13 protein-coding genes and 1 tRNA gene are annotated in these 17,770 nt (G+C 74.5%); 9 read left to right on the forward strand and 5 right to left on the reverse strand.

Translation table 11 applies throughout. From position 1 onward, the window contains the following. The first annotated feature begins 27 nt into the window (after positions 1–27). The 5 genes from treY (at position 28) to AAT21_RS26595 (ending at position 8,143) form a co-directional block, all read left to right on the forward strand. Entirely contained in the window at positions 28–2,301 is a 2,274-nt protein-coding gene (gene treY / locus AAT21_RS26575) for a malto-oligosyltrehalose synthase (RefSeq protein ID WP_046779485.1), read from the forward strand. A gap of 85 nt (positions 2,302–2,386) precedes the next feature. Continuing rightward, positions 2,387–4,174: a protein kinase domain-containing protein gene (locus AAT21_RS26580; protein WP_046779486.1), complete on the forward strand. Its 1,788-nt coding sequence runs from the start codon at positions 2,387–2,389 to the stop codon at positions 4,172–4,174. Positions 4,175–4,178: 4 nt separating this feature from the next. Beyond that, positions 4,179–5,489, forward strand: coding sequence for a hypothetical protein (locus tag AAT21_RS26585; RefSeq protein WP_052757999.1), 1,311 nt, complete (start codon positions 4,179–4,181; stop codon positions 5,487–5,489). After that, complete coding sequence (locus AAT21_RS26590) at positions 5,486–6,574, forward strand: alpha/beta hydrolase (RefSeq protein WP_107081398.1); 1,089 nt, start codon at positions 5,486–5,488, stop codon at positions 6,572–6,574. Before AAT21_RS26585 ends, AAT21_RS26590 begins: the two co-directional genes overlap by 4 nt. A 168-nt stretch (positions 6,575–6,742) precedes the next feature. Beyond that, positions 6,743–8,143 (forward strand): M14 family zinc carboxypeptidase, encoded by a 1,401-nt coding sequence (locus AAT21_RS26595; RefSeq protein ID WP_063838154.1) that lies wholly within the window; start codon positions 6,743–6,745, stop codon positions 8,141–8,143. A 148-nt stretch (positions 8,144–8,291) separates the two neighbouring features. On the opposite strand, the gene AAT21_RS26600 is transcribed toward AAT21_RS26595, so the two are convergent. Then, complete coding sequence (locus AAT21_RS26600; protein ID WP_046779488.1) at positions 8,292–8,855, reverse strand: DUF1707 and FHA domain-containing protein; 564 nt, start codon at positions 8,853–8,855, stop codon at positions 8,292–8,294. A gap of 111 nt (positions 8,856–8,966) precedes the next feature. Between AAT21_RS26600 and treZ the strand changes: the two genes are divergently transcribed. Next, the gene (gene treZ, locus AAT21_RS26605) at positions 8,967–10,736 is read left to right on the forward strand and encodes a malto-oligosyltrehalose trehalohydrolase (protein WP_046779489.1); all 1,770 of its coding nucleotides are present in this window, start codon (positions 8,967–8,969) and stop codon (positions 10,734–10,736) included. 12 nt (positions 10,737–10,748) lie between these two features. Here the strand turns inward: treZ and AAT21_RS26610 are convergent, their stop codons facing one another. Together AAT21_RS26610 and AAT21_RS26615 are read right to left on the reverse strand one after the other, a co-directional pair. Then, positions 10,749–11,888, reverse strand: a complete 1,140-nt coding sequence (locus AAT21_RS26610) for an aminopeptidase P family protein (protein ID WP_046779490.1) — start codon at positions 11,886–11,888, stop codon at positions 10,749–10,751. Next, a complete protein-coding gene (locus AAT21_RS26615) occupies positions 11,885–12,730 on the reverse strand; it encodes a LysR family transcriptional regulator (RefSeq protein WP_046779684.1) in 846 nt (281 codons plus the stop codon). Before AAT21_RS26615 ends, AAT21_RS26610 begins: the two co-directional genes overlap by 4 nt. Before the next feature lie 77 nt (positions 12,731–12,807). Between AAT21_RS26615 and AAT21_RS26620 the strand changes: the two genes are divergently transcribed. Then, positions 12,808–13,692 carry a CTP synthase C-terminal region-related (seleno)protein gene (locus AAT21_RS26620; RefSeq protein ID WP_079025977.1) on the forward strand — a complete coding sequence of 295 codons (885 nt, stop codon included), beginning with the start codon at positions 12,808–12,810 and terminating at the stop codon, positions 13,690–13,692. Between the two features lie 74 nt (positions 13,693–13,766). Next, positions 13,767–13,839: transfer RNA gene (locus AAT21_RS26625), tRNA-His, on the forward strand. A gap of 85 nt (positions 13,840–13,924) precedes the next feature. On the opposite strand, the gene AAT21_RS26630 is transcribed toward AAT21_RS26625, so the two are convergent. Then, complete coding sequence (locus AAT21_RS26630) at positions 13,925–14,680, reverse strand: alpha/beta fold hydrolase (protein ID WP_046779491.1); 756 nt, start codon at positions 14,678–14,680, stop codon at positions 13,925–13,927. Between the two features lie 73 nt (positions 14,681–14,753). On the opposite strand from AAT21_RS26630, the gene AAT21_RS26635 reads away from it, so the two are divergent. Next, entirely contained in the window at positions 14,754–15,467 is a 714-nt protein-coding gene (locus AAT21_RS26635; protein ID WP_157879794.1) for a hypothetical protein, read from the forward strand. Here the strand turns inward: AAT21_RS26635 and AAT21_RS26640 are convergent. Continuing rightward, positions 15,454–17,514 (reverse strand): phosphocholine-specific phospholipase C, encoded by a 2,061-nt coding sequence (locus AAT21_RS26640; protein ID WP_046779493.1) that lies wholly within the window; start codon positions 17,512–17,514, stop codon positions 15,454–15,456. The two genes, AAT21_RS26635 and AAT21_RS26640, sit on opposite strands and share 14 nt — an antisense overlap. Between the last annotated feature and the right edge of the window lie 256 nt (positions 17,515–17,770).

The following is a 17,770-nucleotide window of genomic DNA, read 5'->3' on the forward strand; positions in this document are numbered from 1 at the left end:
TCCGGCAGGTTGGGTACGTACGTTCTCATGAGCCAGCCGCAACCGACCCCCGCATCGGAATCCGATCTTCCGAAACCCGTCACTCCGGCGTCGACCTACCGCCTCCAACTGCGCCCGGAATTCCCCTTCGCGGCGGCCGAGGCGACCGTGCCGTACCTCGCCTCGCTCGGCGTGTCGCACCTGCACCTCTCCCCCGTCCTGGAGGCGGCGCCCGGATCGACCCACGGGTACGACGTCACCGACCACTCGCGCGTACGGGCCGAGCTCGGCGGCGAGCCCGGACTGCGGGCGCTGGCCTCGACGGCCCGGGCGCACGGCCTCGGCCTGGTCCTCGACATCGTGCCCAACCACATGGCGGTACCGACACCGCTGCGGCTCAACCGGCCGCTGTGGGAGGTGCTGCGGGATGGGCCCGGTTCGCCGTACGCGCGCTGGTTCGACATCGACTGGGAGGCCGGCGGCGGACAGCTGGTGCTCCCGCTGCTCCCGGGGCCGGCGGAATCCTGCGACCTGCGGGTCGAGGGCGGGGTGCTGCGCCACGGGGAGCAGGAGTTCCCGCTGCGGGAGGGGACCGAGGAGCTGGCCCTGCCGGAGCTGCTGGCCGCGCAGTGGTACCGGCCCGCCTGGTGGCGGGAGACCGCGACCGCGCTCAACTACCGGCGTTTCTTCACCATTTCGGAGCTGATCGGGGTCCGGGTGGAGGAACCGGAGGTGTTCACGGCCACCCACGCGAAGGTGCTGGAGCTGGTCCGCGACGGCGTCACGCAGGGGCTGCGGATCGACCACGTGGACGGCCTGGCCGACCCGGAGGAGTACCTGGGCCGGCTCCGGGCCGCGGCGGGGGACGGCTGCTGGGTGGTGGTGGAGAAGATCCTGGCCCGCCACGAGCGGCTGCCGGCCGGATGGCCGGTGGCGGGGACCACCGGGTACGACGCGCTGCACCGGGTCGACGGGGTGTTCACCGATCCCGCGGGCGCCGCGGAGCTGGCGGACCGGTACGGGGAGTCGACCGGGCTGCCGCAGTGGGCGGAGACGGCCCGGGCGTGTGCGCGGGAGGTGCTGACCGGCGACCTGGCGGCCGAGCTGGGGGCGCTGGAGCGCCGGGCCGGCGGGGAACTGGCTGCGGCGGTGCGCGAGTTGCTGATCGCCTTCCCGGTCTACCGGCCCTATCCCGGCGAGCCGGAGCTGCCGCCGCAGGCGCTGGAGCGGGCGGCCGAGCTGGCCGGTCCGGTCGCGGTGGCCGGCGTACGGGAGCTGCTGCTGCGGGACCCGGCGTTCGCCGCCCGGTTCGCCCAGACCTCGGCGGCCCTGCGTGCCAAGTCCCTGGAGGACCGGGCCTTCTACCGGTACGCGCCGCTGCTGTCGGCCACCGAGGTGGGCGGGGAGCCGGGGCGTCCCGCGGTGTCGCCCGAGGAGTTCCACGCGTACTGCGCCGCCCTGGCCCGGGACTGGCCCGGGACCGGCACGGTGCTGTCCACGCACGACACCAAGCGCAGCGCGGACGTCCGGGCCCGGATCTCGGCGCTGTCGCAGGCTCCGGAGCTGATGGACGGGGAGGACGCGTCGCCGGACCCCCACCTGGCCTGGGTGGCCCGGCAGACCGCGCTGGGGCTCGGCCGGGCCCCCGAGGCGGTGCCGCGTCTGGCCGACGCGCTGCTCAAGGGGGCCCGTGAGGCGGCCCTGCACACCAGCTGGACCGACCGGAACGAGGAGTACGAGACGGGCGTACCCGGCTATGCCCCCGCCCCGCTCGACCTCCCGCCGGACCTCGCGGAGGCGGCCCGCGCCAACCTGCTCGGCATGGCGCTGCTGCACCTCGCGATGCCGGGGGTCCCGGAGGTCTACCAGGGCGCGGAGACCGAGTACCGGGCCCTGGTGGACCCGGACAACCGGCGCCCGGCGCACTTCCCGCGCGGCGCGCTGGCCCGGCTGGACGCCGGTGCCGCCCCGGACGGCCCGGCCGAGGAGAAGCTGGCCCTCACGGCGGCGCTGCTGCGGCTGCGCCGCGCCCGGCCGGAGCTCTTCCGCGGCTACGCCCCCGTCGCGGCCCGGGGCCCGGCGGCCGGCCATCTGGTGGCCTTCACCCGGGCCCCGGGCCTGCTGGTGGCGGCCACCCGGCTGTCCCACCGGCTGGCGGCGTCGGGCGGCTGGCGCGGCACCCGGCTGGACCTGCCGCCCGGCACGTGGGCCCCTGCGCTCCCTTCCGCCTCCGATTCGAAATCCCTTGCACAGCACAGTAGTTCGGTTGATGTGGCCGTGCTGCTGGCCGGCCGTCCGGTGGGGGTGTGGCTGCGCCGCTGAACCCCTGCGCCGGGCCCTGCCGGACGCTAGGCTTCCTCCCACCCGAGCCGCACGGCCTGCGCGACCGGGTGGAGGGGGCGAGTGCATGGAGGCCGAGAACCCCGGGGTGCTCCAGCAGCGGTACTGGCTGGGCGAGGCCTGGGAGGAGCACGAAGGAACCGTCTTCTGGTCCGCCTTCGACCAGAAGGACCGGGGGGAGGTGTTCATCCAGCAACTGCGGCCGCTGGCCGAGCCGTCGAGGGCCGCGCCGCTGTCGGCGGCGTTCCAGGGCCGGGCGGCGGTGGCCGTGCCCCGCCCGCCGGCGGAGAAGGGCGGGACGGAGCCGTTGAAGGCGGCGGGCAAGACGCCTGCGAGCAAGGACCTGGTCGCCGTACCGGGTGATCTGCTGCGGCAGGTCCAGCGGGTCGCCTCACCGCGCACACCCCATCTCCTCGCCGTGCACGACGTGTTCGAGCACGACGGGTCCGTCTGGGTCGTCATGGATCCCGTCCAGCCTTTCTCCCTGCGCCGATTACTGAGGGAACAGGGCAAACTCGGCGGCGCGGGGGCCGCGTACCTCGGGGTGGAGATGGCGGCCGCCCTCCAGGAGATGCACGACGCGGGCATCGCGCACGGCCGGTTCGACCCCCGCAACGTGTTCTTCCGCGACGACCGCACCCTGGCCCTCGCCGGCTACGGAACGGCCCCCTCGCCGCACGACGGACAGGGGCCCTGGATCCGGCCCTGGCGGCCCGACTCCCGCTACACCGCGCCCGAACTGGCCCGGCGGACGGCCGACCGGCCTCCGTCCCCGACCCGCTCCGGGGACCTGTGGGCCCTCGGGATGGTCCTCTACGAGATCCTGATGGGCAGCCGCAGCCTCCTGTACGGGCCGCTGCGCAGGTTCCGCTGGATCCGGAAGGTGCACGACGCCCGCCCTCCCCGGGTTCCCGGCGAGGCCGAGCTCACCCTGCTGCTGGAGGTCCTGCTCTCCCCGCACCCCGGCGCCCGCACCTCCGCCGGTCCGGCCGTGGTCTCGCTGCGCCGGCTCGCCGAACAGCACGAACCCGTGCCCGGCGGGCACTGGGCCGTCGCGAACCGGCCTCCCCGCTCCTTCTGGGAGTACCTGCGGGAGCAGCTGGTGCACCTGTTCACCACCGCCACCAGCCGCGCCATGGCGGCCTTCCTGACGGGTGTGCTGGTCACCCTGGTCACGCTCTTCGGCTGGCACCTGGTGAGCCGCCCCTCCGCCCCGGACCCGCTGACAGCCGTCCTGTCCGGGGCCGTGTTCGGTGCCGCCTACGGGACGGTCCGGGTGCTGCTGATGGCGAGCTGGCACGGTCTGGCTCTGCTGCGCGGCACACCCGCACCGGATCCCGGGACGCAGGCGGCACCCCGGCCGCCCGCCGTCACCGCCGCGCCGTCCGGCGGGGCGGAGGCGGCGGAGGCCGAAGCCGAGGCCGCCGCGGCCGCGGCCGCGATGCAGGCCCGTCGGCTCCGGCTGCCGGCGTGCACCCCCCGGCTGACCCTGCTCGACGCCCCCGCGCACGTGGGCCGCGCCGTCCGGCTGGAGTTCGCCCTCGACGTTCCCGCCGGTCACCCCTGGCACCGGTCCTCCGGGGACACCCGGGCCCCCGCCGAGCTGATGCTGGTGGCGTCACCGCGCGGAGCCGGCTCGACCCTCGTACCGCCGTGCGCGGACTACCGCGTACAGGCTCCCGGAGCGGAGCCCGCGGCCTTCACGTTCACCGCGCACACTCCGGGGCGGCACCGGCTGCGGATCACCGTCTACGACCGCGCGCTCGGCGTGGTGCTGCAGGAACTCGACGCCACCCTGGACGCCGTGGAGCCCGCCCTCCTCGGCTCCGCCCCGCACGAAGGACCGGAGTTCTGAACCGTTGAACGTCCAGCTCGCCCTGTCCGCCCCGCAGGACCCCAGCCGCGGCTACCGGCTGCTCGCGGAACCCCCGGCCTGTGGAAAGCGGCACCTGACCGTCTGCATCCGCACCCCATCCGACACGGTGACCACCCTCTGTCTGTGGGGCGACCCCGAGGTCCTGCCACAGCCCCGCACCGGCTCGTACTACGCGAAGCTGGAGACCGGCGCGGAGGAGCTCAGGACGCTGTCGGCGCGCCTCATATCCCGCTGGCAGGAGTTCGTCGCCTACCAGCCGTCCCGGCAGCGGGGGCCGCTCGATGTCCTGCCGCACACCAACCTGGCCGATCTCAGCGCCCGTTCGTCCGTGGAGGTGCTGGCCCAGGTGGCCGATCTGGCCGAGGAGGGCGAGTACCTGCTCGACGAGCTCCTCGCCGGAGAGGGCCGCGAACTCGCCGAGGTGCGGCGCCGCCTGATGGATCTGCTCGGGCGCCAGGACCTGCGGATCCGCTTCGACTCCGATCTCGACCTGCCCTGGCCGCTGCTGGCCGTCGGCGCCGGTCACACCGCCGGCATACCCGGCGAGGAGGCCCCGGCGGACCCCTTCGCCACGTTCCTGGGCCACCGGCACGAGATCGAGGCGCTCTCGGGTGTCTATCCGACCGCGTACTGGTACGAGTCCACCCGTACCCGCCCCGCCTCCAGCGCGTGGACGGACGAGGAACTGACGGGAACCCTGCTCGCGGGCGAGGTCATCGAGCTGCTCGGCGACCGCACGAAGCTGGTGGAGCGCTTCCACGGCAGCGAGCTGCTGGCGACGCTGCACCAGCCGGTCGTCGACCACGACCTGATGTACTTCTACTGCCATGGCGAATACGTCCGGCAGGGGGACCGGACCTGGCAGGCCCTGCGCCTGAGTGATGCCCTCCCGATCGACGCCTCGATCGTGGACCGGTACCGCAAGCGGCACACCGAGGCCAACGCCCGGGAGGGCACGCTCTGCCTCTTCCACCCCATGATCCTGCTCAACGTGTGCTTCGCCGGGGCCCCGGCCACCGCGGGCTACGCCGGTATCGCCGCGGCCCTGGTCAAGCACGGCGCCCTCGGTGTTCTGGCCCCGTCCATCGCCATGCCGCAGGTCTTCGGGGCCGCGTTCGCCCTGCGCTTCCTGACCTTCTACATGATCGAGGGCCTGCCCGCCGGGCGGGCCGTGCTGGAGGCCGTGCGCTGGTTCGCCAAGGAATACCGCAATCCGCTGGCGCTGACCTACGGCCTCGTCTGCGGGATGGACAGCCGTCTGCCCGCTTCCCAGGAAGGACCGACGCGTTCATGAGCACACGACGCCCGCGCCGCGTGGCCACGCGGCGACCGGTACGGCCCGCGGCCCCGGCGCCGGACGCCCTGACCACCGTGGACCTCGACGAGGAAGGGTGGCTGCTGTCCGCGGCCACGGGGCGGCCGGTGCGCGCCGACCGGCTCACCCGGTACCTGGCCGAGCGGCTCGTGCCGCCGGCCCGGGCCACCGACATCATCGTGTACGTGCACGGCTGGCGTACGGGCCCGGACTCGGCCGTGCGCTCGGCGCAGCGGCTGCTCGCCCTCATGGACCGTCAGCGCGCGGCCCGCGCGGCGCTCTATCCGGGCCTGCGCGAACGCTACGCGCCGTGGACGGTCGTGGTGCGCTGGCCCTCTTCATCGCTGGCCTACGGGAAGATCCGCAAGCGGGCCCACGCGATGAGCGCCCCGGGCACCGGATACGCCCCGCACGTCCTGGGTCACCTGCTGGGCTATCTGCACACCGAGCGGGGCGATCCGGCGGACCGGACCCTGCGCACCCGGGGCGGCCAGTACCTGCACCTGGTCGGCCACTCCTTCGGCGGCCGCTTCCTGTGCGAGGCGGTGGGCCGGGCCGCGGACACCGGAAAGGGCGGGACGCTGGGCTGGAGCACCACCGCCCATCCGTCGCGCCCGTTCACCGTCGACACGCTGACGGTCTTCCAGATGGCCGCCCCCACAGAGGCCTTCACGTCGCTGTTCGAGCGGTTGCGCCCCGGGCCGCTGGGGCACACCTCGCCGGTGGGCGGGCCGATGGTCTTCACCCACTCGCGCCACGACCGGGCGACCGGATTCTGGCACCTGGTGCGCGAGCGCAAGCCCGGCATCGGGCACTCCGGCATGCGTCTGTCCCGGGCGGGCGCGGGACTCGCGCCCAACGACGTATGGACCACCCGGCTGCTGCGCGCCGACACCCCCTACCCGCTCACGTCGCTGGACCACGCCTTCGTGAACGTCGACGCGAGCTGGCGCTACCGCAGCACCCGGATCAACCCGGTCGGCGCGCATTCCGACTTCTACCATCCCGAGACGGCGCATCTGCTGCTCAGCCTGGCCGACCACTCCCGTCCCGCCCGGCCGTAGTGCCCGCCGCCCTGGTTCCGGGGCGTCCCGGGGACGGGGCGTCCCGGGGACGGGGCGGCACAGCCTTGGCCAGGGATTTCGCCGGATCTCGGGGGAACTGCGGGGGCCGTACAGCAGTAGGCGGCGGGCCCGGCGGGCATGGCATCCCTTGTGACTCTCCTCCGTGACATGTGCTACCCCACTCCGCAGGAACTCGGGCTGGCCGCCCGAGCTCTGGCGGACGAACACCCCGGCGAGGTCCGGCTCCGCCAGGCCGGCACCTCCCGGTCCGGCCGGCCGATATGGGTCCTGTCCGTAGCCGCGACGCCCCCGGCGGGCCCGGCCGGCACGCGCGTCCCGGCCGACGGGGGCGACCCGGACGGTGGCGCGGGCAGCCCGGACCCGGCGGACGGCGCGGACGGCCCCGGCGGGGGCGGGGGCGGGGGCGGGGGCGGCCGCAATGTCCTCGTCGTCGCCGGAGCGCACGCCAACGAGCCCGTCGGCGGGGCCACGGCGCTCTCGCTCGCCCGCCGGCTCCTGCGCGACCCGGCGCCGCGGGCCGGCTGCGGCTGGCACTTCCTGCTCTGCGCCGACCCGGACGGCGCGGCCCTGCACCGCACGCCCCGCCCGTACTCGCTGCTGGACTACCACCGGTACTTCTTCCGGCCACCCGGGCCCGAACAGCCCGAGTGGGCGCCCTCGTTACTGCCCGCGGACCGGCTGCCGCCGGAAACCCTCGCGCTCCTCGCGCTCATCGACGAGCTGCGGCCCGTCCTCCAGGTCTCCCTGCACGCCACCGACCTAGGCGGTTCCTGGGTGCAGCTCACGCGCGACATACCGGGCCTCGCCGAGCCGTTCGCCAAATCGGCCGCCGATCTGCGCATCCCGGTGGAGAACGGGGCCTCGGACGCCGCCGGCTGGCCCTCCCCCGGGCCCGGGATCTTCGTGATCCCGGAGCCGGGCAGCGAGGCCGCCGGAGCGTTCCACCCGGAGGACACCCGGCTGAGCACCTGGTACCACGCCCACCGCTACGACGGCACCACCGCGATCGTCGAAGTCCCCATGTGGGCCTCCGACCTGGTGGACGACCCGGCCCCGCACCCCGACCCGCGCGGCGCCCTGCGGATGCTCGCCGGGCGGCTCACGGCGGACGCCGCGCTCGTCGCCGAGGCCCGGGAGCGCGCCCGGAGCCGGGACCGGCCGGGGCCGGGTGCGCACGATGACCCGGCGGCGGCCCCGCTGCTGCGCGCGGTGGACTGGACGCTCGCGCTGATCCCCCGGATCGCCGTCGAGTGGACCGGCCCCGGCGCCCCCGCGGAGGCCACGGCGGCGTACATCGCCAGCATCGACGCCTTCGGGCGCCGGCTGTCGCTACGCGCGGCGGCGATGCTGCTGCGGGTCCTGCGCGCCGAGGGGCACCCGGCGGCGCCCGGCCTGGACCGGCTGGTCACCGGCTGGTGCGAGGAGTTCGCGGCCCGGTTCGGGGCCCGCTGGATCCCGGTGGCCACCCAGGTGGAGCACCAGTCCCGTACGGTCCTGGCCGCCTACGCGCGACTCGTGGCGGCCGGGCCCTCCACGGGCAGGGCGTAGCGGAGCTTGGGGTTCGCGGCGGCGCCGAGGCGGTCGTAGAAGCGGATCGCCCCCTCGTCGCCTCCGGCGGGGGCGGACCGGGGGACGGGGAGGGAGGGACGGAGGGAGGGGCGGAGGGGTACAGCCGGCGCCCGCCCGGCCCCCGGACTCAGCCGGCCGAGAGGCGGAAGGTCATGTTGCCGAAGGCGACCTGGTCGCCCTCGCGGACGACCGCGGAGCCGGTCACACGGCGGCCGTTGACGCTGGTGCCGTTGGTGGAGCCGAGGTCCTTGAGCACCCACACCCCGTCGCGCAGGCTCAGTTCCGCGTGCGTCCGGGAGACGGTCTCGTGGCTGAGGCGCAGCCCGTTGCCGGGGTCGCGGCCGATCCGCAGGGCCGCGGCGCTGGGGTGCGGCAGCAGCAGCTTGGGCAGCCGCTCGGCGTTCCAGGCGCGCCGGACACCGGCGGAGACCGCCGAGACGCGGCCGACCCAGCCGAACAGCTTGCGGGTCCACGGGCTTTCGGCGGCCTCCCGGGACTGGAGATCCGCGGTGAGGACCGCGAGGTCCTCGGAACGGCGGGCCACCAGGGCGAGTTCCATGCGGCGCAGGAAGGTGTCGTGGGACAGCTTGCCGAGGGCCGCGCCCTCCCTGAGCTGGCCCAGCGCACGGTCTCGCTCGGCGTCCGACAGCCGCGGCGCGGGGAAGGCAGGAAGTTCGAAACTCGACGTCACAGGGTGATTGTCGGCCCGTCGGGGGCAGAGTGTCCAGAACACCCCCGCCACGCCCGCAATGATGGGCACGATGAGCATGCTGGACACCGCCGACAGACGAGGGGGCCGCCCGTGCGGTTCGAGGTGTGGGCACCGCTGACGGGCCGGGTCGCCCTGCGACTCGACGACGCGACATACGACATGGCACGCGATCCGGACCGGGACGGCTGGTGGACCGTACAGACCCCGGCCGGGGACGGCAGCCGCTACGGCTTCCTCCTGGGCGGGGAAACCGTTCCGCGACCCGACCCGCGCGGCCGGCGGCTCCCGGACGGTCCCGACGGGCTGTCCGCCGTCGTCGACCTCGACGCCCTCGCCCCGCGGTCCGCCCCGCAGTCCGCCCGGTCCGTGCCGTCGACGCGCATCCCGCTCCAGGACGCGGTCCTGTACGAGCTCCACATCGGCACCTTCACCCCCGAGGGCACCTTCGACGCCGCCGCGGCCCGCCTCGGCCACCTCACCGCCCTCGGGGTCACGCACGTGGAGCTGATGCCGGTGTGCTCCTTCTCCGGCCGGCACGGCTGGGGGTACGACGGGGTCGCGCCCTGGTCCGTGCACGAGCCGTACGGCGGCCCGGCCGGCCTGGCCCGCTTCACGGCGGCCGCGCACGCGGCCGGGCTGGGCGTGGTCCTCGACGTCGTGCACAACCACCTCGGCCCCTCCGGCAACCACCTGCCCGCCTTCGGCCCGTACTTCACCGACACCCACCACACCCCGTGGGGCGCCGCGGTGAACCTGGACGCGCCGGGCTCCGACGAGGTGCGCGCGTACCTCATCGGCAGCGCGCTCGCCTGGCTGCGCGACTACGGCATCGACGGGCTGCGGCTCGACGCCGTCCACGCCCTGGCCGACGGGCGGGCGCTGACCTTCCTGGAGGAACTGTCCGCGGCCGTCGACGCGCTCGCCGCCGAGACCGGCCGGCCGCTGTTCCTGATCGCCGAGTCCGACCGGTGCGACCCACGCACCACCACCCCGCGCGCCGCCGGCGGCCCGGGGCTGCAGGCCCAGTGGAACGACGACTTCCACCATGCCCTGCACTGCGCGCTGACCGGCGAATCCCAGGCGTACTACGCCGACTTCGCCGAGGCCCCGCTGGCCGCCCTGGCCAAGACCCTGACCCGGGTCTTCTTCCACGACGGGACCTGGTCGTCCTTCCGGGGCCGCACGCACGGCCGCCCGGTGGACCATCGCCGGACCCCTGCCCACCGGTTCGTCGGCTACTCCCAGACCCACGACCAGATCGGCAACCGGGCGCTCGGCGACCGGCTCTCGGCCTCCCTCTCCCCCGGGCTGCTGGCCTGCGCGGCGGCGGTGACGCTGACCGGGCCCTTCGTCCCGATGCTGTTCATGGGCGAGGAGTGGGGCGCGCGCACCCCCTGGCAGTACTTCACCGACCACCCCGATCCGGAACTCGCCGAGGCGGTACGGTCCGGCCGGCGCCGGGAGTTCGCGGCGCACGGCTGGAAGGCCGAGGAGATCCCCGATCCGCAGGACCCGGCCACCCGGGACCGTTCCTGCCTGGACTGGTCGGAGTCCGAACAGCCGGTCCACGCCCGCCTGCTGGACTGGTACCGCACCCTGGTCGCACTCCGCCGCACCCACCCGGACCTGCGCGACCCGGACCTGGCGGCGGTCCGGGTCGCCCACGACGAGGAGCGGCGCTGGCTGACCTTCCGGCGGGGCGACGTACGGGTGGCGGTGAACCTGTCCGCCGAGCCGGTGACGATCGCGCTGGGCCGGGGCGGGGTGCGGGTGCTGGCGTCCTGGGAACCGCTCGGACACCCCGGGCCGGACGGGCGGATCCACCTGCCGGGCGAGTCGGCGGTGGTCCTCGGGCTCTGAGCGTCGCGGGGGCTACTCGACGACGGCGAGTTCGCGCGGGGCGTGGTTGAGGCGGCGCCCGCCGTCCTCGGTGACGGTCACGATGTCCTCGATGCGGACGCCGAAGCGGCCCGGCAGGTACACGCCGGGCTCCACGGAGAAGCACATGCCGGGCACCAGGGGCTGTTCCTCGCCCTCGACCATGTAGGGGGGCTCGTGGGTGGTGACGCCGATGCCGTGGCCGGTGCGGTGGATGAAGCGGTCGCCGTAGCCGAACTCGGTGATCACGGCCCGGGCCGCCCGGTCCACCTCCTGGCAGGCGACGCCGGGCCGGACGGCCGCCACGCCCGCCTGCTGGGCCTCGCGGACGATGTCGTGGACCCGCTGCTCCTCGGCGGTGGGCTTGCCGACGTGCACCGTACGGGAGATGTCTGAGCCGTAGCCGAAGCGCAGGCCGCCGAAGTCGAGGACGACCATGTCGCCGTGGCGGATGACGCGGTCGCCGGCCTCGTGGTGCGGGTTCGCGCCGTTGGGGCCGGAGCCGACGACGGTGAAGTCGACCTGGGAGTGTCCGTGCGTGCGCAGCAGGGCGGCCAGGTCGGCGGCGACGTCGCTCTCGCGGCGGCCGGCGAAGGGGAGGTGGAGGATCTGCGCGTAGGCGGCGTCCGCGGCGGCTCCCGCCGCGGCGAGGCGCTCCAGCTCCCGCGGGTCCTTCACGGCGCGGAGCATCGGCAGGCAGTCGGTGAGCGCCGCGTAGGAGGTGTTCGGCAACTCCCTCTGGAGGCCGAGGAGATGCAGGGACCAGGTGTTGTCGCTGACCCCGAAGCGGCCGCGGAAGTCCAGCAGTGGCGCGGTCACCGCGTACGGGTCCGTCCCGTCGGCCCAGTCCCGCAGGGTCAGCGCGCCCGCGCCGGGGGCGGAGGCCGCGTCGGGGGCTTCCAGGGCGGGCACGATCAGCACCGGGTCCTGGCCGGCGGCCAGCACGAGGAGGGTCAGCCGCTCGGTCTCGGCGGTGGGGCGGTATCCGGGGAGGTGGGTGAGGTCGGGGCCGGGGGCGATCAGCAGTCCGGCGAGCCCCGCGTCGGCGGCGCTCCGCGCGGCCGAGGCCATACGGGCGGCGTAGTCGGCCGCGGTGAAGGGGGTGGGGCCGGCGGCGTCGATGTCATCCGTCATACGGGGGATCCTGCCGTGAGCCGTGCCGCGAGGGCGGCGGCCGCGCCGGTCGGGGTGCCGGGCGAGAGCAGTTCCGTACGGTGTACCAGGCGCGGGCCGGACAGCGGTACGGCGACGCCCGCGCCGGCGGCCTCGGCGACGCGGCGCGGCAGGAGCGCGAGGCCGTGCCCGGCGGCGGCCAGGGCGCAGAGGGCGAGCAGGTCGGTGCCCTCGTAGCGGACGGCGGCACGGGCGGCGGTGAGCGGCAGGCCGACGCCGGGGGCGTCGATCCAGCGGGCGTCGGCGAGGTCGTCCAGCCGGACGGCGGCCCGGCCGGCCAAGGGGTGTCCGTCGGGCAGCAGCACGGCCAGCTCCTCCTCCCCCACCCCGGTCACGGTGAGCGGCGCCACGTCGGGCAGCCGCAGCGGGTCGCTGGGGGCGGCCGGTCCGTCGACCAGCCCGAGGTCGCAGCCGCCGGTGGCCACGGCGGCGGGCACCTCGGCCGGGGGCAGCACACGCAGGGTCACGCCGGTGGCGGGCAGGGCCGCGAGCAGCCGCGGACCCACGGCGAGCGGGGACACGGCGAGGGTGACGCGCCCGGGCGGGGCGGCGGCCAGGCGCAGTACGTCGGCCCGGGCGGCGTCGAGCCGCAGCAGGAGGGGGCCGGCGTGCTCCAGGAGCCGCACCCCGGCCGGGGTCGGTGCGACGGGGCGGCGGGTGAGGAGTTCCGCCCGCAGGTCCCCTTCCAGCGCGGCGATGTGCTGGGAGACGGCGGACTGGGTGTAGCCCAGCTCCCGGGCGGCGCCGGAGAAGGAGGAGAGCCGGGCCACGGTGACGAAGGTGCGGAGCAGGTGCGGATCCATGGCCATCAGGATCACTTATCGCAGGTGCACGGACAATCGTTGGCGCTGAAGTGGACGGCGGCCCCAGGATGATCCGCATGACCACCGCACGCACGGCTCCCACGGCTCCCACAGCTCACACGGCAGGCACCGCTCACACGGCGGACACGGCTCACACGGCGGACACGGCGCGCACCGCCGACGCCTCGGGGGTGGCGCGGATCGCCCTCGTCGGCGACCGCTCCCCGCACGTGACGTCCCACACCCGGATCCCGCTCCTCCTCGACGCCCTCGCCGCCCGCGACGGGCTCGTCCTCGACGCCTACTGGATCCCCACCGGCGACGCCGCGGCCGAGGCCGCCGCCGGGACCCTGGCCCGCTTCGACGCCGTGTGGGTGCTGCCGGGCAGCCCGTACGCCAGCGAGGCGGGGGCGCTGGCGGCGATCCGGGTGGCCCGTGAGGAGGGCATCCCCTTCCTCGGGACGTGCGGCGGCTTCCAGCACACGCTGCTGGAGTACGCCCGGTCGGTGTGCGGGCTGGACGACGTCGCGCACGCCGAGAGCGACCCCGGGGCGCGGGACCTGCTGATCGCCCCGCTCGCCTGCTCGCTCGTCGGCCACGAGGGCCTCGTGCGGGCCGAGCCCGGGTCGCTCGCCGAGGCCGCGCTCGGCGCGGAGCGGTCGATGGAGCGCTACCACTGCACCTACGGGCCGGCTCCCCGGCACCTGCCGGCCCTCACCGCGCACGGGCTGCGGCTGTCGGGGCACGACGAGGAGGGGCAGGCGCGTATCGCGGAGCTGCCCGGGCACCCGTTCTTCCTGGCCACGCTCTTCCAGCCGGAGCTCCAGGGGGACACGGCGCGGCCCCATCCGATCATCAGGGCCCTCGCCGAGGCGGCCGTCCGGCACGCCGCCGGCCGCCGCCGGGACGGGGTCGGGGCCAGGCTCGCCACCACCCCGGCCACGAGCCGGCCGGCCGGATAACGCGTCGCAGGACCACCCCGCAGATCGGCTATGCTGTGCTTGCACATCGAACGGGCGGTCCGCCGCCCTTCGTGGTGGGTGTAGCTCAGTTGGTAGAGCACCTGGTTGTGGTCCAGGTGGCCGCGGGTTCAAGTCCCGTCACTCACCCTGATACCCCTGGGGTACGAGGTTCTCGTACCCCAGGGGTTTTTTCGTCACGGCGTCGCTGGTCGCGCGACAGGGCCTGAAGGGCCTAGTCGCGGAGGAAGGCCTCCACCTCCGTGGCGAAGGCCACCGGGGTCTCGTGCGGCGGGTAGTGCCCCGAGCCGGCGAGGGTCACGATCCGGCAGTTCGGGTACCAGGCCTGCCATGTGGCCCTCATCACGTCGGCGGTGAGCGCCAGGTCGTACTCCCCGACCAGCACGAGCACCGGGACGGTGTTCCCCTTCACCGCGGCGGACAGGTCGAGGGACTGCCAGCTCGCGAGGTAGCCGGCGAAGGCCTCGGGCCGGGACACCTCCAGGGAGTGGTCGACCATCCGGTCGAGCCAGTGGCGGCTCGCCCGGTTGCCGGTGACGAGGTCGAGGATGAGGCGCCGGTTGCCGGGGCTCTCGGCGGCGCCGAAGAACAGCTCGTGGGTGGCGTCGTCCATCTCGTAGGGCGCGGCCGGCACAGGAGCCAGCCCGATCAGCTTCTCGATCCGCTCGGGGGTGCGGACGAGGACCTGCTGGGCGGCCTTGCCGCCCATGGAGTGGCCGAGCAGGGAGAAGGTGTCCCAGCCGAGCTCGTCGGCGAGTTCGAGGACGTCGTCGGCGATCTCGGCGAGGGTGTGGCGGCCGGGGACGTCCCGGCGTTCACCGTAACCGCGGTAGTCGAGGAAGGCGTAACTGAACCCTTCGGGGTCCAGGTGGTCCAGCACGGAGCCCCAGTTGGCGGAGGTGCCGAACCAGTCGTGCAGCACGATGACGCGGACGGGTCCGGTGCCGATCCGACGGTGGGCGATGGCCATGCGTTCTCCCTCGGTGACGGGCGTGGTGACAGCCGACGCCGTACGTCATGCCCAACGCGCCTACCATCACACCGTGAGGCCGACATCGCGCACGGACCGGCTGGTCATGGGGGACTTCTCGCGGCCGGACGGGGCCCGGCACCCCCATCACCCGCGGAGCTACGAGATCACCGACCCCGCCGAGGCCGCCGAGGTCCGGGCCGTCCGTGAACTCGGCCGCAGGCTCGCCGCCGAGGCCGGCGAGTACCTGTTCGACTGCTCGTGCGGGGACGACGACGGGACCCGCCACCCCACGCCCGAGTCGGGACGGCTGCTGGACCCGCTGTCCCCCGACGGGATCCCGGCCCGCCACCGGGCCCGCTGGGCGGTCGCGGCACCTGGTGCGCTGCGGGAGTACGCCGAGGCCCTGGCCGCGGGCGCCGAGGAGCCCGCGCCACCGGCCGGGGTGCCGCTGAGCGTGGCCTTCGGCTGGCTGGGCGCCGTACGGCAGGAGCCGCGCGACGCGGCGCGGCTGCTCGCCGAACGGGCTCCGATGCGGCTGCTGGCGGGGGCCGCGACGGCCGAACTGGCCTGGGCGGTACGGGAGTCGGACCGCGCCGGGCTGGAGGGCGCCGTGCGGTTCTTCGCGGGCGAGGAGTTCACCACCCGCCACCCGAAGCGGCGCCGGGTCCCGGACACCGCCCGGGACCTGCTGCTCCGGCACGCCCGCAGCCACCGTCCCGCGGACCTGGCGGTCCTGGAACGGCGGCTGCTGCGCGCACCGGAGGACCGGATCAGGCGGTCCTGATCGCCGGGTCGGAGACGCCCGGAGCGCCGGTCTCCACATGGCCGGCGAAGCGCCGCAGGAAGGTGGTGTCGAGGTCGGAGACGACCTTGACGTCGTACCAGCGGCCCGTCGCGCCCAGGTCCACGGTGTGGGTGGCCGTGCCGCCGGCCGCGAGGCGGAAGGTCTGGGCGGCGCCGCCGTAGGCGTTGGTCACCGTGAGGTTGACGGCGGCCGTGCCGGTGTTGGTCATCGTCAGGGCCAGGTTGCCGGTGGCGGTGACGTGGCGGGCCGTGACCTCGGGGCCCGCCTTCTTCGCGGGGCCCTTCCAGGTGCGCAGGAAACCGTTGGGGCCCCACACCGTCAGGTCGATCCGGTTGCCGGTGGAGCTGCTGGTGGACCAGGTGTCGGAGAGGGTCTTGCCCGCCTCGACGGTGTAGGGCCAGGGGCCGTCCGTACGGTTGCCCGAGATGCTGTGGAAGTGCGCGCCCAGGGCCGGGCCGGAGGCGAAGGTGAGGGTGAACTTGCCGGTGGAGACGGTGCGGGCGCCGTCCACGTACGGGACGTAACCGAGCGCGCGGGTCGGTTTGGACCCGGCCTCCTGCGGGGGCAGGGCTCCGGTGGCGGGCGGCGTCGGGTGGTAGGACGGGTGGCGGTCCTTGTCCGGCGGGACGTACGCGGCCGTGGAGGGCAGCGCGGCGGGGGCGGCGTCGGCCCGGGTGAAGTCGAAGGCCGAGGTCAGGTCGCCGCAGACGGCGCGGCGCCACGGGGAGATGTTCGGTTCGTGCACCCCGAAGCGCTTCTCCATGAAGCGGATCACCGAGGTGTGGTCGAAGGTCTCGGAGCAGACGTAGCCGCCCTTGCTCCACGGGGACACCACGATCATCGGGACGCGCGGGCCGAGGCCGTACGGTCCGGCCGCGTAACCGCCGCCGCCCGCGTACAGGTCGCCCTTGACGTCGGCCGTGGACAGGCCCCAGGCGGAGGACGCCGGCGGGTACGGCGGGACCACGTGGTCGAAGAAGCCGTCGTTCTCGTCGTAGGTGATGAACAGGGCGGTCTTCGCCCACACCGCCGGGTTCGCCGTGAGGGCGTCCAGGACCTTGGAGATGTACCAGGCGCCGAAGTTCGTCGGCCAGTTGGAGTGCTCGCTGAACGCCTCGGGGGCGGCGATCCAGGAGACCTGGGGCAGCGTGCCGCCCACCACGTCGGCGCGCAGCCGGTCGAAGTAGCCGTCGCCCGCCTTGACGTTCGTGCCGGTGCGGGCCTTCTCGTACAGGGGGCTGCCCGGCTGGGCGCCCCGGTAGCTGTTGAAGTACAGCAGGGAGTTGTCGCCGTAGTTGCCGCGGAAGGCGTCGTTGATCCAGCCCCAGGAGCCGGCGGCGTTCAGGCCGTCGCCGATGTCCTGGTAGACCTTCCAGGAGATCCCGGCGGACTCCAGGCGCTCGGGGTAGGTCTTCCATCCGTAGCCGAGTTCCTGGTTGCCCAGGACCGGGCCGCCGCCCACGCCGTCGTTGCCGGTGTAGCCCGTCCACATGTAGTAGCGGTTCGGGTCCGTGGCGCCGATGAAGGAGCAGTGGTAGGCGTCGCACACCGTGAAGGCGTCGGCGAGGGCGTAGTGGAACGGGATGTCGTTCCGTGTCATGTACGACATGGTGGTGGCCGTCTTGGCCGGGATCCACTTGTCGTACTTGCCGTTGTTGTAGGCCTGGTGGCCGCCGGCCCAGTCGTGGTTCAGGCCGGTCAGGAACTGCATGCCGAGGTCTTCCACCTGCGGGTGGAAGGGCAGGATGTCCTTCGTGCCGTTCGACTGGTGGAAGACCGACTTGCCGTTGTCCTGGAGGACCGGCCGCGGGTCGCCGAAGCCCCGGACCCCCTTCATCGCGCCGAAGTAGTGGTCGAAGGACCGGTTCTCCTGCATGAGGACGACGATGTGCTCGATGTCCTGGATCGTTCCGGTGGTGCCCTGGGCGGAGATGGCGGCGGCCCGCGCGATGCTGTCGTTCAGCATGGCGACGGCGGCCGTGCCACCGGCTATCTGCAGAAACCTGCGACGGTTGAGTTCTGCCATGGGGTGACGACCTCTGGGGTGAGGAGGGGGGAGTCGAGGGGCGCCCCAAGGACAGCGGTCCCGGGGTACCGGACGGGGGTGTCTTCGTGACTCCGCGCGGTACACCTGGGGAACGGAAGGCGTTCCGGTGCGGCCCGGGGGCCCGGTGCCCCGCTGCTGCCTCGCCGCTGCCTCGCCCCTGCCTTGCCCCTGCCTTGCCCCTGGGAGGGTACGGCGCACCACGCGCCCCACAACAGAAAACGAGAACGGGCCACTT

Origin of the sequence: Streptomyces yangpuensis (genome assembly GCF_001005295.1) — a bacterium.
Taxonomy (GTDB): Bacteria; Actinomycetota; Actinomycetes; order Streptomycetales; family Streptomycetaceae; genus Streptomyces; species Streptomyces yangpuensis.

Bases quoted from the DNA above. Each gene is read 5' to 3' on its own strand.
- AAT21_RS26615 (WP_046779684.1), bottom strand. From the start codon at position 12,730: ATGGATCCGCACCTGCTCCGCACCTTCGTCACCGTGGCCCGGCTCTCC.
- AAT21_RS26590 (WP_107081398.1), top strand. From the start codon at position 5,486: ATGAGCACACGACGCCCGCGCCGCGTGGCCACGCGGCGACCGGTACGG.
- AAT21_RS26620 (WP_079025977.1), top strand. From the start codon at position 12,808: ATGACCACCGCACGCACGGCTCCCACGGCTCCCACAGCTCACACGGCA.
- AAT21_RS26630 (WP_046779491.1), bottom strand. From the start codon at position 14,680: ATGGCCATCGCCCACCGTCGGATCGGCACCGGACCCGTCCGCGTCATC.
- treY (WP_046779485.1), top strand. From the start codon at position 28: ATGAGCCAGCCGCAACCGACCCCCGCATCGGAATCCGATCTTCCGAAA.
- AAT21_RS26610 (WP_046779490.1), bottom strand. From the start codon at position 11,888: ATGACGGATGACATCGACGCCGCCGGCCCCACCCCCTTCACCGCGGCC.
- AAT21_RS26580 (WP_046779486.1), top strand. From the start codon at position 2,387: ATGGAGGCCGAGAACCCCGGGGTGCTCCAGCAGCGGTACTGGCTGGGC.
- AAT21_RS26640 (WP_046779493.1), bottom strand. From the start codon at position 17,514: ATGGCAGAACTCAACCGTCGCAGGTTTCTGCAGATAGCCGGTGGCACG.
- AAT21_RS26595 (WP_063838154.1), top strand. From the start codon at position 6,743: ATGTGCTACCCCACTCCGCAGGAACTCGGGCTGGCCGCCCGAGCTCTG.